This window comes from Leclercia sp. GLN_9, assembly GCF_043105735.1.
GTDB classification, from domain to species: domain Bacteria; phylum Pseudomonadota; class Gammaproteobacteria; order Enterobacterales; family Enterobacteriaceae; genus Enterobacter; species Enterobacter adecarboxylatus.
The window spans coordinates 132,120-152,351 of sequence record NZ_JBICLV010000013.1; the positions used below are offsets into that span (position 1 = coordinate 132,120).

Annotated in this window: 20 protein-coding genes; 17 read left to right on the plus strand and 3 right to left on the minus strand. The window is 55.6% G+C overall.

Annotated features, from left to right (window positions below; all coding sequences use genetic code 11):
- Nucleotides 1–165: 165 nt before the first annotated feature.
- The 3 genes from ACF8PE_RS07600 (at nucleotide 166) to ACF8PE_RS07610 (ending at nucleotide 2,214) form a co-directional block, all read left to right on the plus strand.
- Nucleotides 166–489 (plus strand): heavy metal-binding domain-containing protein, encoded by a 324-nt coding sequence (locus ACF8PE_RS07600; protein ID WP_032617291.1) that lies wholly within the window; start codon nucleotides 166–168, stop codon nucleotides 487–489.
- Entirely contained in the window at nucleotides 486–1,316 is an 831-nt protein-coding gene (locus tag ACF8PE_RS07605; protein ID WP_130589105.1) for an N-acetylmuramoyl-L-alanine amidase, read from the plus strand. Before ACF8PE_RS07600 ends, ACF8PE_RS07605 begins: the two co-directional genes overlap by 4 nt.
- 274 nt (nucleotides 1,317–1,590) lie before the next feature.
- Nucleotides 1,591–2,214: a helix-turn-helix domain-containing protein gene (locus tag ACF8PE_RS07610; protein WP_077227480.1), complete on the plus strand. Its 624-nt coding sequence runs from the start codon at nucleotides 1,591–1,593 to the stop codon at nucleotides 2,212–2,214.
- Here ACF8PE_RS07610 and ACF8PE_RS07615 read toward each other — a convergent pair.
- Complete coding sequence (locus ACF8PE_RS07615; protein WP_392494734.1) at nucleotides 2,208–2,861, minus strand: hypothetical protein; 654 nt, start codon at nucleotides 2,859–2,861, stop codon at nucleotides 2,208–2,210. The two genes, ACF8PE_RS07610 and ACF8PE_RS07615, sit on opposite strands and share 7 nt — an antisense overlap.
- Nucleotides 2,861–4,438, minus strand: a complete 1,578-nt coding sequence (locus ACF8PE_RS07620) for a peptidoglycan-binding protein (protein WP_392494735.1) — start codon at nucleotides 4,436–4,438, stop codon at nucleotides 2,861–2,863. The genes ACF8PE_RS07615 and ACF8PE_RS07620 overlap by 1 nt, the downstream gene beginning before the upstream one ends.
- Nucleotides 4,439–4,742: 304 nt before the next feature.
- Here ACF8PE_RS07620 and gspC point away from each other — a divergent pair, with 304 nt between their 5' ends.
- From gspC to iagB, 14 genes are all read left to right on the plus strand, one after another.
- Complete coding sequence (gene gspC / locus ACF8PE_RS07625; protein WP_392494765.1) at nucleotides 4,743–5,474, plus strand: type II secretion system protein GspC; 732 nt, start codon at nucleotides 4,743–4,745, stop codon at nucleotides 5,472–5,474.
- Nucleotides 5,475–5,487: 13 nt separating this feature from the next.
- The gene (gene gspD, locus ACF8PE_RS07630) at nucleotides 5,488–7,395 is read left to right on the plus strand and encodes a type II secretion system secretin GspD (RefSeq protein WP_059308401.1); all 1,908 of its coding nucleotides are present in this window, start codon (nucleotides 5,488–5,490) and stop codon (nucleotides 7,393–7,395) included.
- Nucleotides 7,396–7,409: 14 nt separating this feature from the next.
- Nucleotides 7,410–8,888 carry a type II secretion system ATPase GspE gene (gspE, locus tag ACF8PE_RS07635; RefSeq protein WP_392494736.1) on the plus strand — a complete coding sequence of 493 codons (1,479 nt, stop codon included), beginning with the start codon at nucleotides 7,410–7,412 and terminating at the stop codon, nucleotides 8,886–8,888.
- Nucleotides 8,888–10,096 carry a type II secretion system inner membrane protein GspF gene (gene gspF / locus ACF8PE_RS07640; protein ID WP_191152982.1) on the plus strand — a complete coding sequence of 403 codons (1,209 nt, stop codon included), beginning with the start codon at nucleotides 8,888–8,890 and terminating at the stop codon, nucleotides 10,094–10,096. Before gspE ends, gspF begins: the two co-directional genes overlap by 1 nt.
- Before the next feature lie 2 nt (nucleotides 10,097–10,098).
- Nucleotides 10,099–10,542, plus strand: coding sequence for a type II secretion system major pseudopilin GspG (gene gspG / locus ACF8PE_RS07645; protein WP_032617298.1), 444 nt, complete (start codon nucleotides 10,099–10,101; stop codon nucleotides 10,540–10,542).
- Nucleotides 10,542–11,027, plus strand: coding sequence for a type II secretion system minor pseudopilin GspH (gene gspH / locus ACF8PE_RS07650; RefSeq protein ID WP_117385713.1), 486 nt, complete (start codon nucleotides 10,542–10,544; stop codon nucleotides 11,025–11,027). Before gspG ends, gspH begins: the two co-directional genes overlap by 1 nt.
- Nucleotides 11,020–11,394 carry a type II secretion system minor pseudopilin GspI gene (gspI, locus tag ACF8PE_RS07655; protein WP_117385712.1) on the plus strand — a complete coding sequence of 125 codons (375 nt, stop codon included), beginning with the start codon at nucleotides 11,020–11,022 and terminating at the stop codon, nucleotides 11,392–11,394. Before gspH ends, gspI begins: the two co-directional genes overlap by 8 nt.
- Nucleotides 11,391–12,053: a type II secretion system minor pseudopilin GspJ gene (gene gspJ, locus ACF8PE_RS07660; RefSeq protein WP_392494737.1), complete on the plus strand. Its 663-nt coding sequence runs from the start codon at nucleotides 11,391–11,393 to the stop codon at nucleotides 12,051–12,053. The genes gspI and gspJ overlap by 4 nt, the downstream gene beginning before the upstream one ends.
- Nucleotides 12,050–13,066, plus strand: a complete 1,017-nt coding sequence (gene gspK / locus ACF8PE_RS07665; RefSeq protein WP_392494738.1) for a type II secretion system minor pseudopilin GspK — start codon at nucleotides 12,050–12,052, stop codon at nucleotides 13,064–13,066. Before gspJ ends, gspK begins: the two co-directional genes overlap by 4 nt.
- Before the next feature lie 15 nt (nucleotides 13,067–13,081).
- A complete protein-coding gene (gene gspL / locus ACF8PE_RS07670) occupies nucleotides 13,082–14,227 on the plus strand; it encodes a type II secretion system protein GspL (protein ID WP_392494739.1) in 1,146 nt (381 codons plus the stop codon).
- Nucleotides 14,224–14,709, plus strand: a complete 486-nt coding sequence (gspM, locus tag ACF8PE_RS07675) for a type II secretion system protein GspM (protein WP_032617304.1) — start codon at nucleotides 14,224–14,226, stop codon at nucleotides 14,707–14,709. The genes gspL and gspM overlap by 4 nt, the downstream gene beginning before the upstream one ends.
- Entirely contained in the window at nucleotides 14,706–15,503 is a 798-nt protein-coding gene (locus ACF8PE_RS07680; RefSeq protein WP_392494740.1) for a prepilin peptidase, read from the plus strand. The genes gspM and ACF8PE_RS07680 overlap by 4 nt, the downstream gene beginning before the upstream one ends.
- 247 nt (nucleotides 15,504–15,750) lie before the next feature.
- Nucleotides 15,751–18,444, plus strand: coding sequence for a glycosyl hydrolase family 18 protein (locus ACF8PE_RS07685; RefSeq protein ID WP_392494741.1), 2,694 nt, complete (start codon nucleotides 15,751–15,753; stop codon nucleotides 18,442–18,444).
- A gap of 123 nt (nucleotides 18,445–18,567) precedes the next feature.
- The gene (gene iagB, locus ACF8PE_RS07690; protein ID WP_164540070.1) at nucleotides 18,568–19,011 is read left to right on the plus strand and encodes a type III secretion system invasion protein IagB; all 444 of its coding nucleotides are present in this window, start codon (nucleotides 18,568–18,570) and stop codon (nucleotides 19,009–19,011) included.
- A gap of 177 nt (nucleotides 19,012–19,188) precedes the next feature.
- On the opposite strand, the gene ACF8PE_RS07695 is transcribed toward iagB, so the two are convergent.
- Nucleotides 19,189–20,202 (minus strand): NAD(P)-dependent oxidoreductase, encoded by a 1,014-nt coding sequence (locus ACF8PE_RS07695; RefSeq protein ID WP_032617309.1) that lies wholly within the window; start codon nucleotides 20,200–20,202, stop codon nucleotides 19,189–19,191.
- Nucleotides 20,203–20,232 lie beyond the last annotated feature (30 nt).

A 20,232-nucleotide genomic window follows, 5' to 3' on the forward strand; every position in this document is an offset into this window, starting at 1 on the left:
CCATCAGGCTATTTTATTCGCCATTTTGGACCTTGCCAGTGCTCACAATCCTCACGTACTACGTGTACGCTCCGGTTGTTCCGCGCTGTCCGTGTCCAAACTGCCTTCAACAATAAACGCCTGATGGGCCGGGTCCTGCACTTAACGCGCAACAAGGAGACGAAGATGCAATTTTCTACCACCCCCACTCTGGAAGGGCAGCCGATCAGCGAATACTGCGGCGTGGTGACCGGCGAAGCCATTCTCGGCGCCAATATCTTCCGCGACTTTTTTGCCGGTATCCGCGATATCGTCGGCGGCCGCTCTGGCGCGTATGAAAAAGAGCTGCGTAAAGCCCGTGACATCGCCTTTAAAGAGCTGGGCGAGCAGGCGAAGGCCCTGGGCGCGGATGCCGTCGTGGGGATCGATATCGACTACGAGACCGTCGGCAAAGACGCCAGCATGTTGATGGTCAGCGTCAGCGGTACGGCAGTGAAAACCCGCCGATGAAGCACGCGCTTGCGCCTCTCCTGCTGGCGCTGCTGCTGGCAGGCTGTGCGTCAGAAAAAGGCGTCGTGGATAAAGGTGCCTATGAGCTGGATACCCGACGGCAGGCCCAGGCGGCCTACCCGCGTATCAAGGTGCTGGTGATCCACTATACCGCCGACGACTTTGACAGTTCTCTCGCCACCCTGACCGATAAAAACGTCAGCTCCCACTATTTGATCCCGGCGATCCCGCCGCAGCACAACGGCAAGCCGCGGATCTGGCAGCTGGTGCCGGAGCGCGATCTGGCCTGGCATGCCGGGGTGAGCTACTGGCGCGGCGCTACCCGTATTAATGACACCTCGATTGGGATTGAGCTGGAAAACCGCGGCTGGCAAAAGCGCGGCGATGAGAAACGCTTCGCGCCGTTTGAACCGGCGCAGATTGCCGCCCTGATCCCGCTGGCGAAGGACATTATCCAGCGCTATGACATCAAGCCACAGAACGTAGTAGCCCATGCGGATATCGCGCCTCAGCGCAAAGACGATCCGGGGCCGCTGTTCCCATGGCAGGCGCTGGCGCAGCAGGGCATTGGTGCCTGGCCCGATCCTGACCGGGTCGCGTTTTATCTGAACGGACAGCCTCCTTATGAGCCTGCGGACACTGCCACGCTGCTTAATCTGCTTTCCCGATACGGTTACGATGTGCCGGATAATATATCGTTGGCGCAGCAGAAACGTATTATTATGGCGTTTCAGATGCATTTCCGATCAAAATTATGGAGTGGTGTTTCTGATAAAGAAACAATAGCCATTGCAGAAGCTCTGCTGGAAAAATACGGACAAAAATAACCTAAAAAAAACTACTCACTTATGAGTATTTGTTTTTGACTTAAGATTAATCTTAAGTACATTACCAATTCATTTTTAGTTAATTGACTTAAAATTACCCACATTTAATATAGACGCATAGCTTGCTAATCAAGTTAGCCACTTAAAAATATTAGAGAGTAATTTTCCCCCAGGTTATCGTCTTAATTTATTTGAATCGGACCTCATTTATCAGTTGCGACATTGCTGTTGCAGGGGTTCCATTTACTCTAAAAAAAATGAAACAGGCATACTAATGTTAAATATTTACAGTAGAAATAGTCGCCCGGAAAAAGCGATAGACGCGATTATCGCTGCCACGGCTGATTATCCTGAAAAAACACTGAAAAAATGGCAGAAAGTCATTACTGCAGATACCAATTATGTTCACATCCTGATCCGCGGTGAAATCGAAATTCGCCGACGTTCCGATGAGTTAAGCATGTTCACCATGCGTCATGCGGGCTTTTTAGGGGTCTCCGCTGTCTATAACCGGGCGTCTCATATGTATGGTATTACCCGCGATACCAGCGTTATTCGCACCATCAAAAGAGAGGAATTTGAGCGCATCATCAGTGAAAACAATCTCTGGCTCGAATTTAGCCAAATTCTGGTCTGGTATATTGATATTCTGAGTAAGCGGGACGATGTTTTGGTTGCCCGCAGCGCCTATTCCGTGGTGCGCGAATTTCTTCTGGAAATTAATGATCTTATTCTCTACCAGAATCGCGATATTAATGTTTATGACTATATTCAGGAATACACCAACCTGGCGCGTAGCACCATTATAAAAATTCTCTCCGACCTGAAAAAAGGTCAGTACATTGTGGTGGAAAAAGGCAAATTGATAAACATCAGCAGCCTACCGGAACGTTACTGAACATCCTTCTCCGAATCTCCATGGGTTAACGCCGATGGAGATTTTTTTATTCCTTGCGCAGATATTTTTTCTGTTTTAAACGCCGCCGTCTGATTTATTACGTTTTCGCCATTCAAAGCGCTGGTTTGTGTCTCATCAACCGGGTCCTGCGGTATTTTTCCCTGCGAATAATCCTGCTGTTGTTCTTTAAGCGCTTCCATAAGCCGTTCCTTTAATGAGAGTGAGCCGGTTTCCGGCGGAACGTCATGCGAGTCGGATAAAGGGCTGGCGGAACTGTCACTGTCCGGGGCTTGCTGCCAGTCAGGCTCGCTGTCCATCATCAACGGATCCCCCGGCGGCGGCAAAGGCGCGCTGTATTCCGGGTGACTGACTTTTGGTGTCGGGAAGGGTTTCGACACGTAAACATAATGCATATCCGAAAGCTGCGTGTCAGGCTGCGCGACGCTCACCGGTTTTGGCGCAGGGGCCGGGTGACGCAGATTCCAGTAAATATGGGCATACAGGCCCGCGGCCAGCAGCGCAAACAGGCAACATAAGCTTGCCAGCGTTCTGACCAGCATTGTGTTCAGTGAGGGGAGACGGTAAGAGAACCAGACCGCCTCACCGGTCTGGAAGCTGCGCTGCGCAGCCAGGCAAATCGTGGACATTAGCGTGCTTTTCCTTGCGCCAGGGTTTGCGGCGTGGTCTTTGAAACCGGCGTCAATATGGCAGGGGTGGTGTTATTGAAACGCATCAACTGCATCAGGGTATCTTCACCCGGTATGCCATCAACGTTTAACTGCGCAACAGACTGAAATTCGCGGGTCCGCTTCTCCAGCTCATGCGTCCAGGCTTGGGTATGCGTGCCTGGCTCATGCAACGCCTGGCTGAGCTGCGTATCAAACCAAACCAGATCCTGGCCGCTGCTGGTGGCGTTGATCTCATCTTTCCCGGCCGGGGTCAGACGGTGCAGTAAGGTGTAGTTCCCGGTGGCATGGGCAGTGAACCAGCTTCGCTTCACCTGCCAGGTGCGATTATTCATCAGCAGATCGAGGGAGTTTGCTCCTACCCGTGCCACCACGGCATAGTTCAGGTGATCCCCGGTTTTCAGTTCGCTTATCCACGGGTAGCCCTCTTTTTCCAGCGTCGGCAGCGGGGCGTTACCCTGCTTACACGCGAGATTCACCCGGGCGGCATTCTGGCAGAGCGCCTCCTCGGCGGAAGGATCGTACCCCCACATGGTATAGAGCTGATGCATGGCATCCGGCGCGTTCACCACCTCTTTCTCGATCGCCGGCTGGACCGGCGCTTTCAGGACAGGGCGCGGTTGCGTCCAGCTCGCGGGGATGGGCGGCTGCACTGGCAAGGTTGCGGTTATGGCGGGAGAGAAGTACCAACCGCAGGCGGCAAACAGCACGCTGGCGAACAGACCGACCGTCGCCAGCGTTTTGCTGTGGGTTTTACGCGGCAGCACTTCGCCTGCCGCCAGACGTAAATGGCGTGGCCCCACCACTGCGGCGCGCTCCGTCCAGGCCGCCAGCATCGACAGGTGCGCCAGGGTGTTCAGTTTGCTCACCGACCCTTTGGTCAGGGCGTGCATCCGGCGTACACGGGCCGGGGTAAAGGGGGATGCCCCGGCACCACACGCCTCCGCCTGCGCCGTAACATAGCTCAGGGTCTCATGGCAGGTCAGCGGGCGTAGGGTATGGCGGGTATGGACCCGGGACGCCAGACCGGAGTGATTCATCAGGCGAGCTTCCTGATCGGGAGTGCCGGTCAGCACCAGCGTCAGCGACAGATTGCACTCCTGCGCGCGGGACAGCAGCATGCCCAGAGTTTCCCAGCAATTATCCCGCATCGACTGGGTGGCGGCGATAGCCAGCACCAGGCCGTTTTTTTTGCAGGAAGGGTATTTTTCATGCCATTGGCGCAGCACTGCATCAATGGCATGAATTCTGTTATTGGCATCTTTTGCGTTGGCGCTGAGTTTATACAGCAGGGCTTTGGCGTTGAGTTTCGGAAACGCGTTGATGGCAACCCCGGCAGGTGACTTTGCCAGCACCTGGCCGGTGAAGGTGGCCAGCAGATCTTCGTCATCGCTGAAGAGCGCGGCAATGCCGGGTACGGTCGATTTCTCCGCCAGCATGCCGAAGACATCCTGGTGGTAAGCGGCAAAGAAGCTCCCGCAGGGGCGGACCGCACTCCTGAAAGGGTGGCGGGTAAATTTATAATGACTCAGATACATGACACTTCACCGTTGTATTTCATTAACCGATTCTCAGGCTGAAAAATAAGGGAAGGCGCGTACCGCAGCAATTTTTATACAGGAGAAAAATAACCTGTTGTTAGCGCTTAACATTGCTTTTTTTCAGGGTCAATATTTTTCTTCATTAAAGTTAACGGCAAACCCGATGGAGCGGGCCAGGCGTCATTATTATTATTTCCGGGTTTTTCAGGTGCAGCGCCAGGCTGCTAATTCCTGCATTTACGACAAGGTCAGTTAAAAAATGAAAATGCAGCTTTATTCCCGATTGATTGCGCCCTGCGTGATGTTTGTCCTGCTGATATTTAGCGGTCATCAGGGATATGTCGTATTTAAAGAGTTCAGAAAGGCGGCCGATCCCCTTCCGGGTCATTTACCGGCGAACCCGCGTCCGCGCCCGGAGGAGCAGACTTTCGCGCTGTTCCAGCCTGCGGTTAAACAGCCTGCGCTTCAGCAGGCAGCGCAAAAGACGATTTCAGCGGAGGTCGACGGGATTATCAGCAGCGACGAAGCGTGGCTCTCGTTCGCGGTGATCAAAACCCCGGTTGGCCAGCAGAGTTACCGCGAAGGCGAGTATCTGCCGGGCTACAACGATGCGTGGATCGAAGAGATCAACAGCGACAATGTGGTGGTGAATTACCAGGGCGAGCGGCAGGTGCTGGCGTTAAAACGCCCCGATTATATTAAAGGCGATGCGAATGCGTCGCCGGTGCCAAAACCGAAAAACGATGCGGGTGCCGATAATATTCATCTCAATGATTACCTTGTCCTGAAGCCTTATGTCGAAAAGGGCCAACTGGAAGGCTATCAAATAAAACCTAAAAATTCGTCCTCCTTTTTTAGCCATAGCGGGCTGAAAAAAGGGGATGTGGTAGTGAAAGTAAATGCCGTCGATATGACGCGAGCGGAGCAGGCGAAAAATATTATCGCCAGCTGGTCAAAAATGAGAGAAGCGGAAGTCGTAGTCCGACGCCACGCTCACCTTGAAAATATTCGGGTTAATGTTTTCAACAATTAACAAGTGTAATGTTATGAAGAAATTTCCCTGGGCGTGTGTCGCGCTGACAGCAGCGTCTTTGATGTCTAATTCCGTGATGGCGGCAAATTTTAGCGCCAGTTTCAAGAACACCGATATTCGCGAATTTATTGATACGGTAAGCCGCAATCTGAATAAAACAATTCTTGTCGATCCTTCCGTTCAGGGAAATGTATCGGTTAAGACCTATAACGTGCTGACGGAAGATGAATATTATCAGTTCTTCCTTAGCGTGCTGGATCTGTACGGTCTGTCGGTGATCCCGATGGATAACGGTATGGTGAAAGTCGTGCGTTCAACGGTCGCGCGTACCGCGGGTGCGCCGCTGGCTGACAGCCAGCATCCCGGCAAAGGCGATGAGATCATCACCCGTGTCGTGCGGATGGAAAACGTGCCGGTCCGCGAACTGGCCCCGCTGCTGCGCCAGCTGAACGACGCCACCGGTATTGGCAACGTGGTCCATTTTGAACCTTCCAACGTGCTGCTGCTGACCGGAAAAGCCTCGGTGGTTAACCGCCTGGTGGACCTGGTGCAGCGCGTCGATCGCTCCGGGATGCAGCGCCGGGAGATCGTGCCGCTGCGCTACGCCTCTGCCAAAGAGCTGTCTGACATGTTGAATAATCTCAACAATGAAGAGCAGAAGGGGCAAAACGCGCCGCAGCTGGCCACCAAAGTGGTCGCCGATGACGAAACCAACAGCCTGATCATCAGTGGCACCGAAGACGCCCGCGCGCGCACCCGGTCGCTGGTGGGGCAGCTCGATCGCGAACAGAACAATGAAGGCAATACCCGCGTCTTCTACCTGAAATACGCCAATGCCAGCAAAGTCGTCCCGGTGTTAACCGGTATCGGCGAGCAGCTGAAGGATAAATCGGGCGCGGCGAAAGGGAAAACAACCTCCGCCGGCAACGATCTGAATATTACCGCTGACGAGGCCACCAACTCGCTGGTGATCACCGCCCAGCCAAACGTGATGAACTCGCTGGAAAAGGTCATCGACAAACTGGATATCCGCCGTCCACAGGTGCTGGTGGAGGCGATCATTGCTGAAGTGCAGGACGGAAGCGGTCTTGACCTCGGCGTGCAGTGGACCGGTAAACACGGCGGGGTGCAGTTTGGCTCTACCGGCCTGCCGATCAGCCAGATTAAGAATGGGACCATGAAAGGCACCAGCTTTACCGGCCTGGCAACGGGCTTCTTTAACGGTGATTTCGGCGCGCTGATGACCGCACTCTCTACCGACGGCAAAAACGACATTCTGTCGACCCCAAGCGTGGTGACCCTGGATAACAAAGAGGCCTCGTTTAACGTCGGCCAGGATGTGCCGGTGCTGGCGGGTTCTCAGACCACCAGCGGCGATAACGTCTTTAACTCGGTGGAGCGTAAAACGGTCGGTACGAAGCTGAAAATTGTTCCGCAGATCAACGACGGTGACATCATTCATCTGAAGATTGAGCAGGAAGTCTCCAGCGTGGATGCCAGTTCAACGGATGATGCCAGCCTCGGCCCGACCTTTAACACCCGTACCATCAATAACGAAGTGATGGTGCACAGTGGGCAGACGGTGGTCCTCGGCGGATTGATGGAGAACGTCACCAGGCAGAACGTCTCGAAAGTGCCGTTGCTGGGGGATCTTCCGCTGGTGGGGCAACTGTTCCGCTACACCTCCCAGGACACCTCGAAACGTAACCTGATGGTCTTTATTCATACCACCGTTCTGCGTGACGACGATACCTACAGCGCGTCTTCGAAGGAAAAATATGACCAGATCCGGGCGCGGCAGCAGCAGCGCCTGGAGGAGAAAAAGCTCGGCATTATCGAACCTGAGAGCAATGCCGTGCTGCCCGCTTACCCGACTGCGGCCAGTACAAAACCGGTCAATCGCAATCCGTTTAAAGAGTAAGGGCGAGGCGCAACATGGATGGACTGAGTCATGAGTTATGCACCAGCAACTACGCCAAAACCCACGGGATCCTCTTTTATCAGGATCAGGTCTGGGTGCGTGATGACGCTCCAGCGTTTGCCCTGCTGGAAGTACGCCGGGTGCTGGGGCGATCCTTCACCCCAACGATCCTCACGGCCGAAGCCTTTGACGAGATGCTGGCCAAAATCTGGCAGCAGAACAGCGGCGTTTCCCAGCAGTTAGTGGATGACATGGACGCCGACATCGATTTGATGGCGTTAACGGAGGAGATCCCCGACAACGAGGATCTGCTGGATAACGACGAAAACTCGCCGGTGATCCGCCTGATCAACGCCATTCTGGGCGAAGCGGTGAAAGAGGGTGCCTCGGATATTCATATCGAAACCTTCGAGCGCACGCTGAGTATTCGCTTTCGCGTCGATGGCGTGCTGCGCCCGGTACTGCAACCGGCGCGGAAGCTTGCGCCGCTGCTGGTGTCGCGTATCAAGGTCATGTCAAAGCTTGATATCGCTGAAAAACGCCTGCCGCAGGATGGCCGTATCTCGCTGCGCATCGGTCGTAAAGCCATCGACGTGCGTGTTTCCACCATACCTTCGCAGTACGGCGAGCGCGTGGTCATGCGTCTGTTGGATAAAAGCAACCTTAAGCCGGATATCAACAAGCTGGGGCTGATAGACGAAGAGTTACAGCAGTTGAAAGGGCTGATTGGTCGCCCGCACGGCATTATTCTCGTTACCGGGCCGACAGGCTCCGGGAAAAGCACCACCTTGTACGCCATTCTGTCGGCGCTGAACGGTCATGAACGCAACATTCTTACCGTTGAAGATCCGATTGAATACGAGCTGGAAGGGGTAGGACAGACGCAGGTCAATCCGCGCGTGGATATGACGTTCGCCCGCGGGCTGCGCGCTATTCTGCGTCAGGACCCGGACGTGGTGATGATCGGTGAAATTCGTGACGGCGAAACCGCGCAAAATGCGGTGCAGGCGTCGCTGACCGGTCACCTGGTGATGTCCACCTTGCACACCAACAGCGCGGCAGGGGCGATTACCCGTCTGCGCGATATGGGGCTGGAGTCGTTTTTAATCGGATCATCGTTGCTCGGTGTCATTGCCCAGCGTCTGGTGCGACGGCTGTGTACCCACTGCCGAACCACCAGTCCGCTGGACGACAATGAAAAAGCCCTGTTCAGCTTTATGGATACGCCGCCGAAAGCGATCTATCGCGCGGTGGGCTGCGAGCACTGTCGCCAGAGCGGGTATCAGGGGCGAGCGGGGATCCATGAATTCCTGGTGGTCGACAGTACGATGCGCCGGGCTATTCATGAAGACAAAGACGAAATGTCCATTGAGACCGAGCTGTTCCGTCAGGCCTACAGCCTGCGCGAAAACGGCCTGCTGAAGGTGATCTCTGGCGTCACCTCGCTGGAAGAGGTGATGCGCGTCACCGCCGAGCGCGGGGGAGATGAATAATGGCATGGTATGCATGGACGGCTACCAATGTGGCGGGCAAAACCCAGCGCGGCACCTTACAGGCCGAGGGGCCAAAGCAGGTGCGTCAGGCGTTGCGCGATCAAAAGCTGATCCCGGTGAGCATTACCGTTACCCGCGAACAGGCCGCCAGCGGTGGCGCGCAGAAAGGGGTAAAGCTTTCTACCCCCGTGCTGTCGATGTTTACCCGCCAGCTTGCAACCCTGGTTAACGCCGCGCTGCCGCTGGAAAGCGCCCTGAAGGCGATCGCCAAGCAATCGGAAGATAAAAAACTGGCGGCGATGGTGACGGATATCCGCGACAAGGTGGTGGAAGGGCATACCCTGTTCGACGCCTTCAGCCAGTTTCCGCGCACCTTTGACAAGCTCTACTGCACGCTGGTGATGGCCGGGGAAAAGACCGGGCATCTCGGCGATGTGCTGGAAAAGCTGGCCGAATACAACGAACAGCGCCAGAAGATGAAAAGCAAGCTCACCCAGGCGATGGTTTACCCCATCACCCTGACGGTGGTGGCCGTGGCGGTGATCTGCATTCTGCTGGTGGCGGTTGTGCCCCAGGTGATTGAGCAGTTTACCCATATGAAACAACAGCTGCCGATCACCACCCGGACGCTGATTGCGGTGAGCGATTTCCTGCAGGCGTATGGCATTTATATCGGTGGCGGGCTGGCGACCGCCTTTATCGGCTTTAAAAGCTGGCTGAAAAAAAACAGTCATCGTTATCTCTGGCACCGCTGGCTGGTGAACGCCTCGCCCATTAAAAAGCTGGTGTGCGCCATCAACAGTGCGCGCTATATCCGCACCCTGAGCATTCTGCAGGCCAGTAGCGTGCCGTTGCTGGAGGGGATGTATATCGCCATGGACGGGATCGAAAACCTCCATGCCCGCCAGGTGCTGGAGCAGGCAGCGGACACCGTGCGTCAGGGGGCCTCGTTATATGCCGCGCTGGAGCAGGCGAAATTATTCCCGCCCACCATGCTGTATATGATCGCCTCCGGTGAAGAGAGTGGCGAATTAGGCAATCTGATGGATCGGGCGGCAGAAAACCAGGAATCCGCATTACAGCACCGAATTACATTAACGCTGTCGGTATTTGAACCGGCGCTGGTGGTCTCTATGGCGACCATTGTTCTGTTTATTGTGATGTCAATATTACAACCGCTTCTGCAACTTAATAACATGGTAGGTTAATTATGGCGATGAAACGAAAAAACCTGGCGCGCCAGGCGGGCTTTACTTTGCTCGAATTAATGGTGGTCATTGTTATTCTCGGCGTGCTGGCCAGTATGGTGGTGCCGAATTTAATGGGTAATAAAGAGAAGGCCGATACCCAGAAAGCCACCAGCGATATTGTGGCGCTGGAAGGTTCGCTGGATATGTACAAGCTGGATAACCACCGCTATCCCACCACGGAACAGGGCCTGCAGGCGCTGGTCACCAAACCGGAAATCGCGCCAATCCCGAACGGCTATCGTGCCGACGGCTATATTCGCCGTCTGCCGCAGGATCCGTGGGGTAGCGATTATATTCTGGTCAGCCCTGGTGAACATGGCGCCATTGATGTCTTTTCCGCAGGCCCGGACGGGGAAGCCAATACCGCAGACGATATTACTAACTGGTCATTCGATAAAAAATAATGAACAGGCAACGCGGCTTTACTTTGCTGGAAATTATCCTGGCGTTAGTCATATTTGCCAGTTGCGCCATGATGGTGGTCTCGACAATACCCTCCCGCAGTGGCGCGGATATATTTGGCCAGCAATTAAAAGCCCTTGTGGATTATGGTTCTGATCGTGCCGTCATGGACGGAAATATCGTTGGCCTGGTGATCACCCCGGATAATTATCAGCTGGTGACGCTGGCGGTTAAAAACGGCCAGCGTCGCTGGGTTCCTCTGTCTGAAAGACGTATCACGACTCAGGGGCATTTCCCTGAAGAGATGCACGTGTCGCTCTCCCCCCAGCGTCTGGCCGCCACGTCCGATGCTGAGCCGCAAATTGTCTTTTTGCCGGACGGGGAGATCAGCCGTTTCACGTTGACATTGCAGAGCTTCGATAAACAGCACCATTTCCGCGTGGTGTCGCAGGGCGCGGCACCGGTAACGGTAGAAAACGATGGCTAAGGCAAAGCAACAAGGCATGACGCTGCTGGAGGTGATGGTGGCGCTGGTGATCTTCTCCACCGCCGCGCTGGCACTCATGAACTCCATCTCCCTGAACGTGCGCTTTACCCACGGGCTTGCCGATACCCTGCAGGCCAGTTGGGTTGCAGAGAATCAGCTGGCAGAAGCGCAACTGACCGGAAGCGATTTCCCTGATGCTCAACAGCAGGGCACCGAAATCATGGGCGGGCGCAGCTGGAACTGGCGTATACAGCGGGTTAAGGCCGCCGACAACAGTCTGGTGGATGAGATCCAGGTCTATGCCGAAGGGGATGAGAGCCAGCCGGTGGTGGCGCTCAGGATCCTGCCGCCAGGGGAGAAAAAGTGAAAAAAATTCAGCATCAGCGCGGATTTACGCTGCTGGAGATCATGATTGCGCTCACTATTTTTGCCGTGATCAGCACCCTCGCCTGGCAAATCCTGGATGGCGCAATGCGCACCAGCAATGCGACGGATCGTAATGCGGCAAAGCTCAACCAGATCCAGCGCGCCTGGAGCCTGCTGGAGCGTGATTTTTTCCAGCTGCAGGCCCGCGCGCCGCGCAACGACGGCGGGGTGTTTGTCCAGCAGGATAATGCCCTTGAGCTGACCACGCTCAATGGCATGAGCGGCCAGGTACAGCTCGAACGCGTCCGCTGGCGCGTTGACGATCACCGCCTGTGGCGCGATGTGTGGCCGACGATAGACAGCCCGGCGGGCGTTAAACCGGAAGAAGTGCCGATTGTCGCCAAAGTGAAGTCAGCCGAGTGGCGGTTTTACAGCGGGTCATGGCAAAAGCGCTGGAGTGAGAGCGACCACCAGCCTGACGGCGTGGAACTGACGCTGACGATGGAGAATGGCGAGACCTGGCGCTGGGTGTTTACGACCCCTGGCGATATGCCGCAACCGCAGATCGTCGCGAAAGCCGAAGGCGAGAACCCAGAGGCCGCGCCATCCGCACCCGCGCCCGAACAGGCGGCAGCGCCTGCGACGGGAGGCCAGCCATGAGCCGCGTCCCCCTGCGACAGCAGCGAGGCGTCGCCCTGTTAGTGGTGCTCATCCTGCTGGTGATGATGTCAGCCCTGGCGGCCAAAATTAGCCAGCAGTTCTGCCGCAATTTACAGAAAACCCACTACCAGGTGAGTCAGCAGCAGCTGCGCTGGGCCATTCAGCGTCAGGAGCAGGTGGTGAAAATGCGGTTACAGACCGCCGCCATCGGCGAAAACAGCGTCCTGACGCTGGAGGGCGAGTGGCATGAACCCCTTGAGACGCAGGGGGAGTATTACACGGTGGTGAGCCAGGTTGAGGATGCCGAAGACTGCTTTAACGTCAATAACCTGCTCACAGAAGAGAAGGCGGCACAGGGGCAGGAGCCGTCGGCTATCCCGGAAAAACCGCGTAAACAGCGCACCGTCGAGCAACTGCTGGTTAACGGCGGTCTGGATCACGCCACAGCGGAACAGGTCTATGACCAGCTGGTGGATTACCTTGATGGCGACAGTACCACGGCGAAAGAGGCGCAGGAGAGTGATGCCTGGGCGGGCGTTCAGCCCGCGCGTCTTCCGGCCAACCAGATGATGCGCAACATTGGCGAAATTAAGCTGCTGCCCGCGTTCCCGGCGGCGGCCTACGCAAAAGTCAGTACCTTGCTGTGTGCCTTGCCGGATGCCAACAGCAAAATTGACGTCAACACCCTGAAGCCCGAACAGGCAACCCTGCTGGCGGCGCTGTTTCCGGGGAAACTGACGGAGGATGACGCAGCACGCCTGCTCGCGGCACGCCCCGAAGCGGGGTGGGAGAGTGTTGAGGCGTTCAGCAAAGCGCTGGAGCAAAACTTCCCGCAGCTGAAAGACGATTTAACGCAGGTGGCTGCGCAGGTTGCCGTCAGCAGTCGTTATTTCCGGGTCAACTACACCGGCAACACCGACGATTTAACGCTTCACGTGGTCAGCCAGCTTCAGATGAATAGCGAAGCGGGTGAGATCCTGACGTGGCAGCGTCGTTACCGAATGATTGAATAACAAAAGCCGATACCGATGAAAAAAAGACTCTTTATTCGTCCCGATAGCCGCGAGGACGGGAATATTGCGTGGTGCGAATCCGGCAGCCAGCAGGTGCAGACGCTCAGCGGCATGGCGGCGCTGAATACGCTTGCGTCACACCCCCTGGCTGCCCACGTCTGTCTGTTGCTGCCCGCCAGCGAGATGATCTTCCGTCACTTTTCACTGCCGAAGAAAGGCCCTGGCACCCAGGCGACGGCCTTCTCCTGGCTGGCGGAAGAGACGCTGATTGGCGATGTCGATGCGCTTCACTGGACGGTGTTGAATAAAAAAGGGCGGGAAGTGGACGCCGTCGCCATTGATGCCCAGCGCTTACGTCACTGGATCGCGCTCTTCCAGCAGGCCGGGCTAACGGTGGTGCAGGCGCTGCCTGACGCCTGGCTGCTGCCGGTGGCCGAGGGGGGGCGCACGCTGGTCTCGCTGGGGGAGAACTACTGGCTGCGTTGCTCCAACGCAGGTGCGTGTGAAACCGACGCGTCGCTCCTGCCGCTGCTGATGCAGAAGACTGGCGAAGGAGAGGTGTGTTGCTACGGCGAGGCCCCAGAAGGGGTAAAGGTGGATGAAACCTTACCCTGGCAGCATCCTTTGCAACTGATTCAGCCCCAATGGCAGGCCTGCCGGGCTAACGTCTTGCACGGTGATTTTGATCCCCGTGGCGCGCAGGGGGGCACGACAAAAAGCCTGAAAGGCGTGATGGTCGCGCTGGGGATCCTCAGCCTGGGGCTGCTGCTGGGGCCGAGGCTGGCCATGGCCTGGATGCTGGTGCAGCAGGAAAACCAGCTGCAAGAGGAGAATGCCACGGTGTATCAGTACCATTTCCCCAGCCTGCGGCAGCAAACGAACATCAAATACCATTTTGGTCAGAACCTTAAGAAGGTGAAGAAAGGCGTCTTTCTGCAACTGGACGATCTGAATAAAGCGAAGCAATCGGTGCCGGGAATGGAAATTAATTTGCTGGAGTACGACAGCGCGCAAAACGCGTGGACGCTCAGCGCCGTCGCAGAACATAGCGAATCACTACAGGCATTTATCAGGCAGGCGAATACGGATTTTGATTTTTCTCTCCAGCCGGTTTCCACGGCTGCGCCTTATACCGCCATGATTACAGGGAAGCATAAATGAAACAGCGAGTCGCGCAACTCAAAGCGCGTTATCAGCAATACAGCGTCCGCGAAAAGCGATTAATGACACTCTGTGGCACAGCGTTTTGCTGTGCTCTGGTCTATTACGCAGGCGTAGTGCCGCTGGATAATATGATAAAAAACAGCCAGGCCACGCTGAAGCGTCAGACTGAAACCCTGGCCTGGATGCGCAGCGAAATCGATAAAAATCATCTGCAGGTTCAGCAACTGAAAACCAATAATCCGCGCAGCGTGGTGGAAAACAGCGCGCGGGAAATTAAGCTGCCGCTGAATGATGTTCGACAGGAGGGGCAGACGTTATCTTTTATTGTGCCGCGCGTGAATATTTATGAGCTGAAGAACTGGCTGCGTGAAATCAATACTGCCTCAGGGATCCGGCTGGATAAAATGAAGCTCACGCCGGTGGACCATCTGAGTGACGTTAAGGCGGAGATCCAGCTCAGCTGGACGAAGATGGCATGACCAGCCTGGCGCTGCTGCGGGAGAGCAGCCCGGCGCTGTTTTGCACGATGAGCGCCATACTGGGGGCCATTATCGGCAGCTTTCTCGGCGTGGTGGCAGAGCGGGTTCCGCAGATGATGCTTGGGGAGGATTCACGGATCAATCTCCTTTTCCCGGCCTCCCACTGTCCGGCGTGTCAGCATCAATTGTGCTGGTGGGAAAACATCCCGCTGGTCAGCTGGCTGGCGCTGCGCGGGCGATGCCACCAGTGCGGCAGCGCAATCCCGCTGCGGTTATGGCTGCTCGAAGCCTTTACCGCCCTGTTTTTTGCCGCCACGGCCTGGTGTCTACCCACCGTATCGGCGCTCTTTTCCCTCTGGCTGATAGCGGCCTTTTTGCTGCCGTTGGCCATCATTGACGGGCGCTATCAGCTGCTACCGGACTGCCTGACGCAACCCCTGCTGTGGGCCGGGCTGCTAGTGCACACCTTCAGCCATACGCTGGCGCTGAGCGATGCCATTATCGGCGCGGTGGCGGGGTATCTGTCGCTCTGGCTGTTGTACTGGGCGTTTCGTCTGGCAACGGGAAAAGAGGGGCTTGGCTACGGCGATTTCAAACTGCTGGCGGCGCTGGGTGCCTGGTGCGGCTGGCAGGCGTTACCGACAATAATATTGCTGGCCTCGTTAATGGGCATTGCGGGTTATTTCTTTTTTATTAGTTCGACGAATAAATCACCGCAGATTCCTTTTGGTCCCGCTATTGCTTTAGCCGGTGTAATGACCTTTATTAGCCATATTTACGCGCTCGCTCTGTAAATAATCTGTCAATTATTTTTTGAAATTTTTTCGGCAGGGGAATTGAGTGAGTATGGCTTCTTTTACGAATACCATTCGATTTACAAACCGCATGGATTATTAATCTTACTGTTGAGATTAACAGAAAATCTTAAAAGCATATTAAGTGGCAATGTATTTTAATCTTTTTTGCGCGCCATGCTGGTTTTATTCATGTTTATGGAAGACATGTTCTTTAAGTTCACAAATTAGTTATCGGGAATTGAAAATGAAATTTATGAAGCCAAAATATCTGGCACTTTTTGTGGCGGCGGCCGTTAGCCCTGTATTTGCAGCCGTCCCAGGCGTACCGTCGCTGACCAACGGTAATGACAAATTTGCGATCGTTGAAGTTAACCAGGCCGCGCAGGATTATAACAACCTGGTCAAAGTTCACGATGGCGCTGACGTCAAAGTCGAGTGGAACATGTGGAGCGGCGATGCGCCAACGTCAGCAAAAGTGCTGCTGGATGGCAAAGAGGTCTGGTCCGGCGCGGGCAGCGCAGCAGGTTCTGCCACCTTTAAAGTGATGAAAGGCGGCCGTTACCAGGAGCAGGTCCAGCTGTGTAATGACAGCGGCTGTAGCACCAGCGCCAGCAAGCTGATCATTGTGGCGGATACCGATGGCAGCCACCTGCTGCCGCTGACCACCACCCTGCAAGAGAACAACAAAGCCTTTGCGAAGCACACTGACAAAGTGGTGGCGGCCTATTTCCCTGAGTGGGGCGTCTATGACCGTAACTTCACCGTAGATAAAATCCCGGTGGCCAACCTGAACCACATTCTGTACGGCTTCATTCCAATCTGTGGCGGTGATGGCATCAACGACAGCGCAAAAGCGTCCGGCGCGCTGGAATCTCTGAAACGTGCCTGCGCAGGTCGCGAGGATTACACCGTAGCCATTCATGACCCGTGGGCTGCCCTGCAAAAACCACAGCAAGGCGTGACCGGCTGGGATGAGCCGTACAAAGGCAACTACGGCCAGCTGATGGCGATGAAAAAAGCCAACCCGAATCTGAAAATTCTGCCTTCTGTGGGCGGCTGGACCCTGTCCGATCCATTCTTCCAGATGGATAACAAAGTGTTGCGCGACCGTTTCGTCGGCTCAGTGAAAGAGTTCCTGAAAACCTGGAAAGTGTTTGACGGTGTGGATATCGACTGGGAATTCCCGGGCGGCGGCGGTGAGAATGCCAAACTGGGCAATCCGCAAACCGATAAAGCTACCTACACCGCGCTGATGCACGATCTCCGTGCGATGCTGAATGAGCTGTCAGCGGAAACCGGCCGCACTTATGAGCTGACCACCGCGATTGGCGCGGGTAAAGATAAGATCGAGGACGTGGATTACACCAACGCTCAGCAGTATATCGACCATATCTTCCTGATGAGCTACGACTACTACGGCGCATGGAGCAACACCGAGCTGGGTCACCAGACGGCGCTGTATGGCTCCTCCTGGAATCCTGCCACCAACTACACCACCGACAACGCGGTGAAAGCGATGCTGGATCAGCACGTACAGCCGGGCAAAATCGTGGTCGGTGCGGCGATGTATGGCCGCGGCTGGACGGGTGTGCATGGTTATAACGGTGACAATCCGTTCACCGGCACAGCGACCGGGCCAATTGCAGGTACCTGGGAAGCGGGTATCGTTGACTATCGCGTCATCGCTAACCAGATGAAAGGCAAGCCAGGCTGGGAGTACAAATATGACGCCGCGGCTGAAGCACCTTACCTCTTTAACAAATCCACCGGCGAACTGCTGAGCTATGACGACGCCCGTTCTGTTGCTGCGAAAGGCAAGTATGTCCTCGACAAAAACCTTGGCGGCCTGTTCGCGTGGTCCGTTGAGTCTGATAACGGCGACATCCTGAATGCCATGAACGAAAGCCTGTTGGGCAGCGGTTCTTCCTCTGACCAGCCTGTTGTCAGCAACCGTGCCCCAGTGGCAACCGCAGTGGATCAGGCCGTCACCGGCCCGGTTACCGTGACGCTGGATGGCTCTGCCTCTTCCGACCCGGATGGCGATGCGCTGACCTACAAGTGGACCCAGACCGCAGGCGCAACGGTGGCTATCGCCAACAGCACCTCTGCGAAAGCGTCCTTTAGCGCCCCGGCGGTAACTGCTAACCAGACGCTGGCTTTCCGCCTGACCGTGACCGATGCAAAAGGTCTGAGCAGCACGGCGGATGTCCAGGTGCTGAACAAGGCGCCAAAAGCGAACCAGGCACCGGTGGTTAACCCAATGGAAGCCATCACCCTGGAAGCGGGCCAGACGCAGTCTCTGCATGTTCAGGCCACCGACCCGGATGGCGATGCCCTGACCTACAGCTGGAGCGTACCGGCAGATATGAATGCCTCCGGTACTGATACCGCGAACGTGCGTATCACCGCACCAGAAGTGTCTTCAGAAGAGCATTACACCCTGAGCGCCATGGTAAGCGATGGCAAGACCAGCGTGCAGTCCAACGTGCAGGTCACTGTGGCGCCAAAAGCCGCTGCGCCAGCTGCCGACGTGACCCCGCCTGCTGACGACGTCACGCCACCGGCTGATGACGTGACACCGCCATCTGATGAGGGCAGCGCGAGCAGCAGCTGCGATAACCCTGTCGATGCCAATGCCAGCAAATACGCTGCCTGGAATGCCAGTGCGGTGTACAACAATGGCGATATCGTCAGCTTCGACCACCTGGTCTGGAAAGCGAAATACTGGACTCAGGGCAACCAGCCTGGCTTCTCTTCCGAATCCTGGGATCTGGTCAGCAAGGTGAAATTCGGCTGGAAAGCGGATGTGGTCTACAACGGTGGCGATACCACAACCTATGAAGGTTCCGAGTACCGTGCGAAATGGTGGACCCGTGGTGACAACCCGGCCCACAGCGATGTCTGGGTGAAAGAGGGTGCAGCATCAGACTGCAAATAATCTTCTTCGTCTGAGACCGCGGGTGTGAATATCGCCCGCAACTACTGACCGCGCTCCTCCCGGAGGGCGGTCAGTTCTTTAAAGGTACACAAGGAAAACGGCCTGCATCCGTCAGGTGATGAAATGAAACGGTTTATTTTTCTGTTGCTGTTAATCAGTCAGGGAGCATTTGCCAATTGCTGGAATACGGCAGGGGATTATTATCACGTCGATCCCTATCTTTTATTTGCCATTGCCGAAGTCGAGTCCGGCCTTAACCCCTATGCGGTAGGCTATAACCACGATGGTTCACGGGATGTTGGACTGATGCAAATTAACAGCTCACATTTCCCTGAGCTGGAACGTAAAGGTATCGATGAATATCGCTTAATGGCGGAGCCATGCACCTCCATTATGGTGGGCGCGTCTATTCTCTCCGGCATGATTAAAGTCTATGGCTATAACTGGGAAGCGGTCGGGGCGTATAACGCCGGACTAAAACGCGAGAATTTCCCTCAGCGTATGCTCTACGCCAGAAAAGTCTGGGATAAATATCAGAGAATAAAACGCGTGTCACAGTACAAATAACCGGGCTGATTTTTTGACGAGTTTTTCCCGGTATTTTTCAGAAAGACAATTTGGCTGTTCCGGGTTCGGCGTAGGGTGAACCTGACGCAGGTTTGACATGGGCAGACGCCGGGTCAGTACGATAAAACCCCTGTTTTTGCCCTTTCCCGGGGGGAGAGGGCATCATGTCACAGATGGCTAGCGATGTAATTTCCCGTGATCCCGCAGCCACGCCGCGGTACGCACAATCCCTTCATCCAGCGTCACCAGCGGTTTATAGCCCAGCTCACTCTCAGCGCGCTGCGTATCGAGGGTAAAATCAAAGTTGAGTTTCGACACCCCGTAGTGGGTCAGGGCAGGCTCTTTGGCAGCCTTGTTTCCCAGCCGCTCCATGCTGCGGGCAATAATATCCAGCATCGGGTAAGGCACCGAGCGGATCCGGCAGTGAATATTCAGCTCGTCAATCAGCTTCTGCACAATGCTGCGCAGGGAGCGCGGTTCGCCGTTGGTGATGTTGTACGCCCGCCCGGAAGGGAGCTGATCGCATTCGCTCTGGCTGGCCAGCCACATGGCATGAATGGCGTTGTCGAAATAGGTCATGTCCACCAGCGCATCTCCGCCGCGCGGCAGCAGCACGCTACCGTAGTGGTGCATCATCTGCGCCAGGCGTGGAATAAAGACTTTATCGTGCGGGCCAAACAGGCTCTGGGGCCGCAGGATGGTAAAGCGGGTATGCGGGTTGGACTGCGCCAGCAGATCGATCACCTGTTCGCTGGCGGCTTTGCTGCGGGCAAATTCGCAGGCGTAGCGCGCAGGACGGAAATCTTCCTGGACGTCGCGATGGTGGTGATAGTCAAAATAGAGCGACGGGGAAGAGATATGGACAAAGTTGCGCACGCCCCAGGCCACAGCCCACTCCCCCAGACGGCGGGTAGCGCGCACGTTAGCCAGATCGAAGGCTTCCTGGGTTCCCCACGGCGAGGTAAAGCTGGAGCAGTGCCATAGCGTATCGATCCCGGCCAGCATCACTTTTGCCTGGGAAGAGACCAGTTCCGTCAGGTCGGCATGGACAAACTCTGCGCCCATTTTTTGCAGCAATTTACCCATCGCTTCATTGCGACCGGTAGCCCGGACGCTGACGCCTTTATTGCGCAAAAACTCCACCGCATTACGGCCTAAGCCGCTGGTGGCGCCGGTAACCAGTACCTTCATATCGATCCACTGTTTGAAAAGAATTTCGTG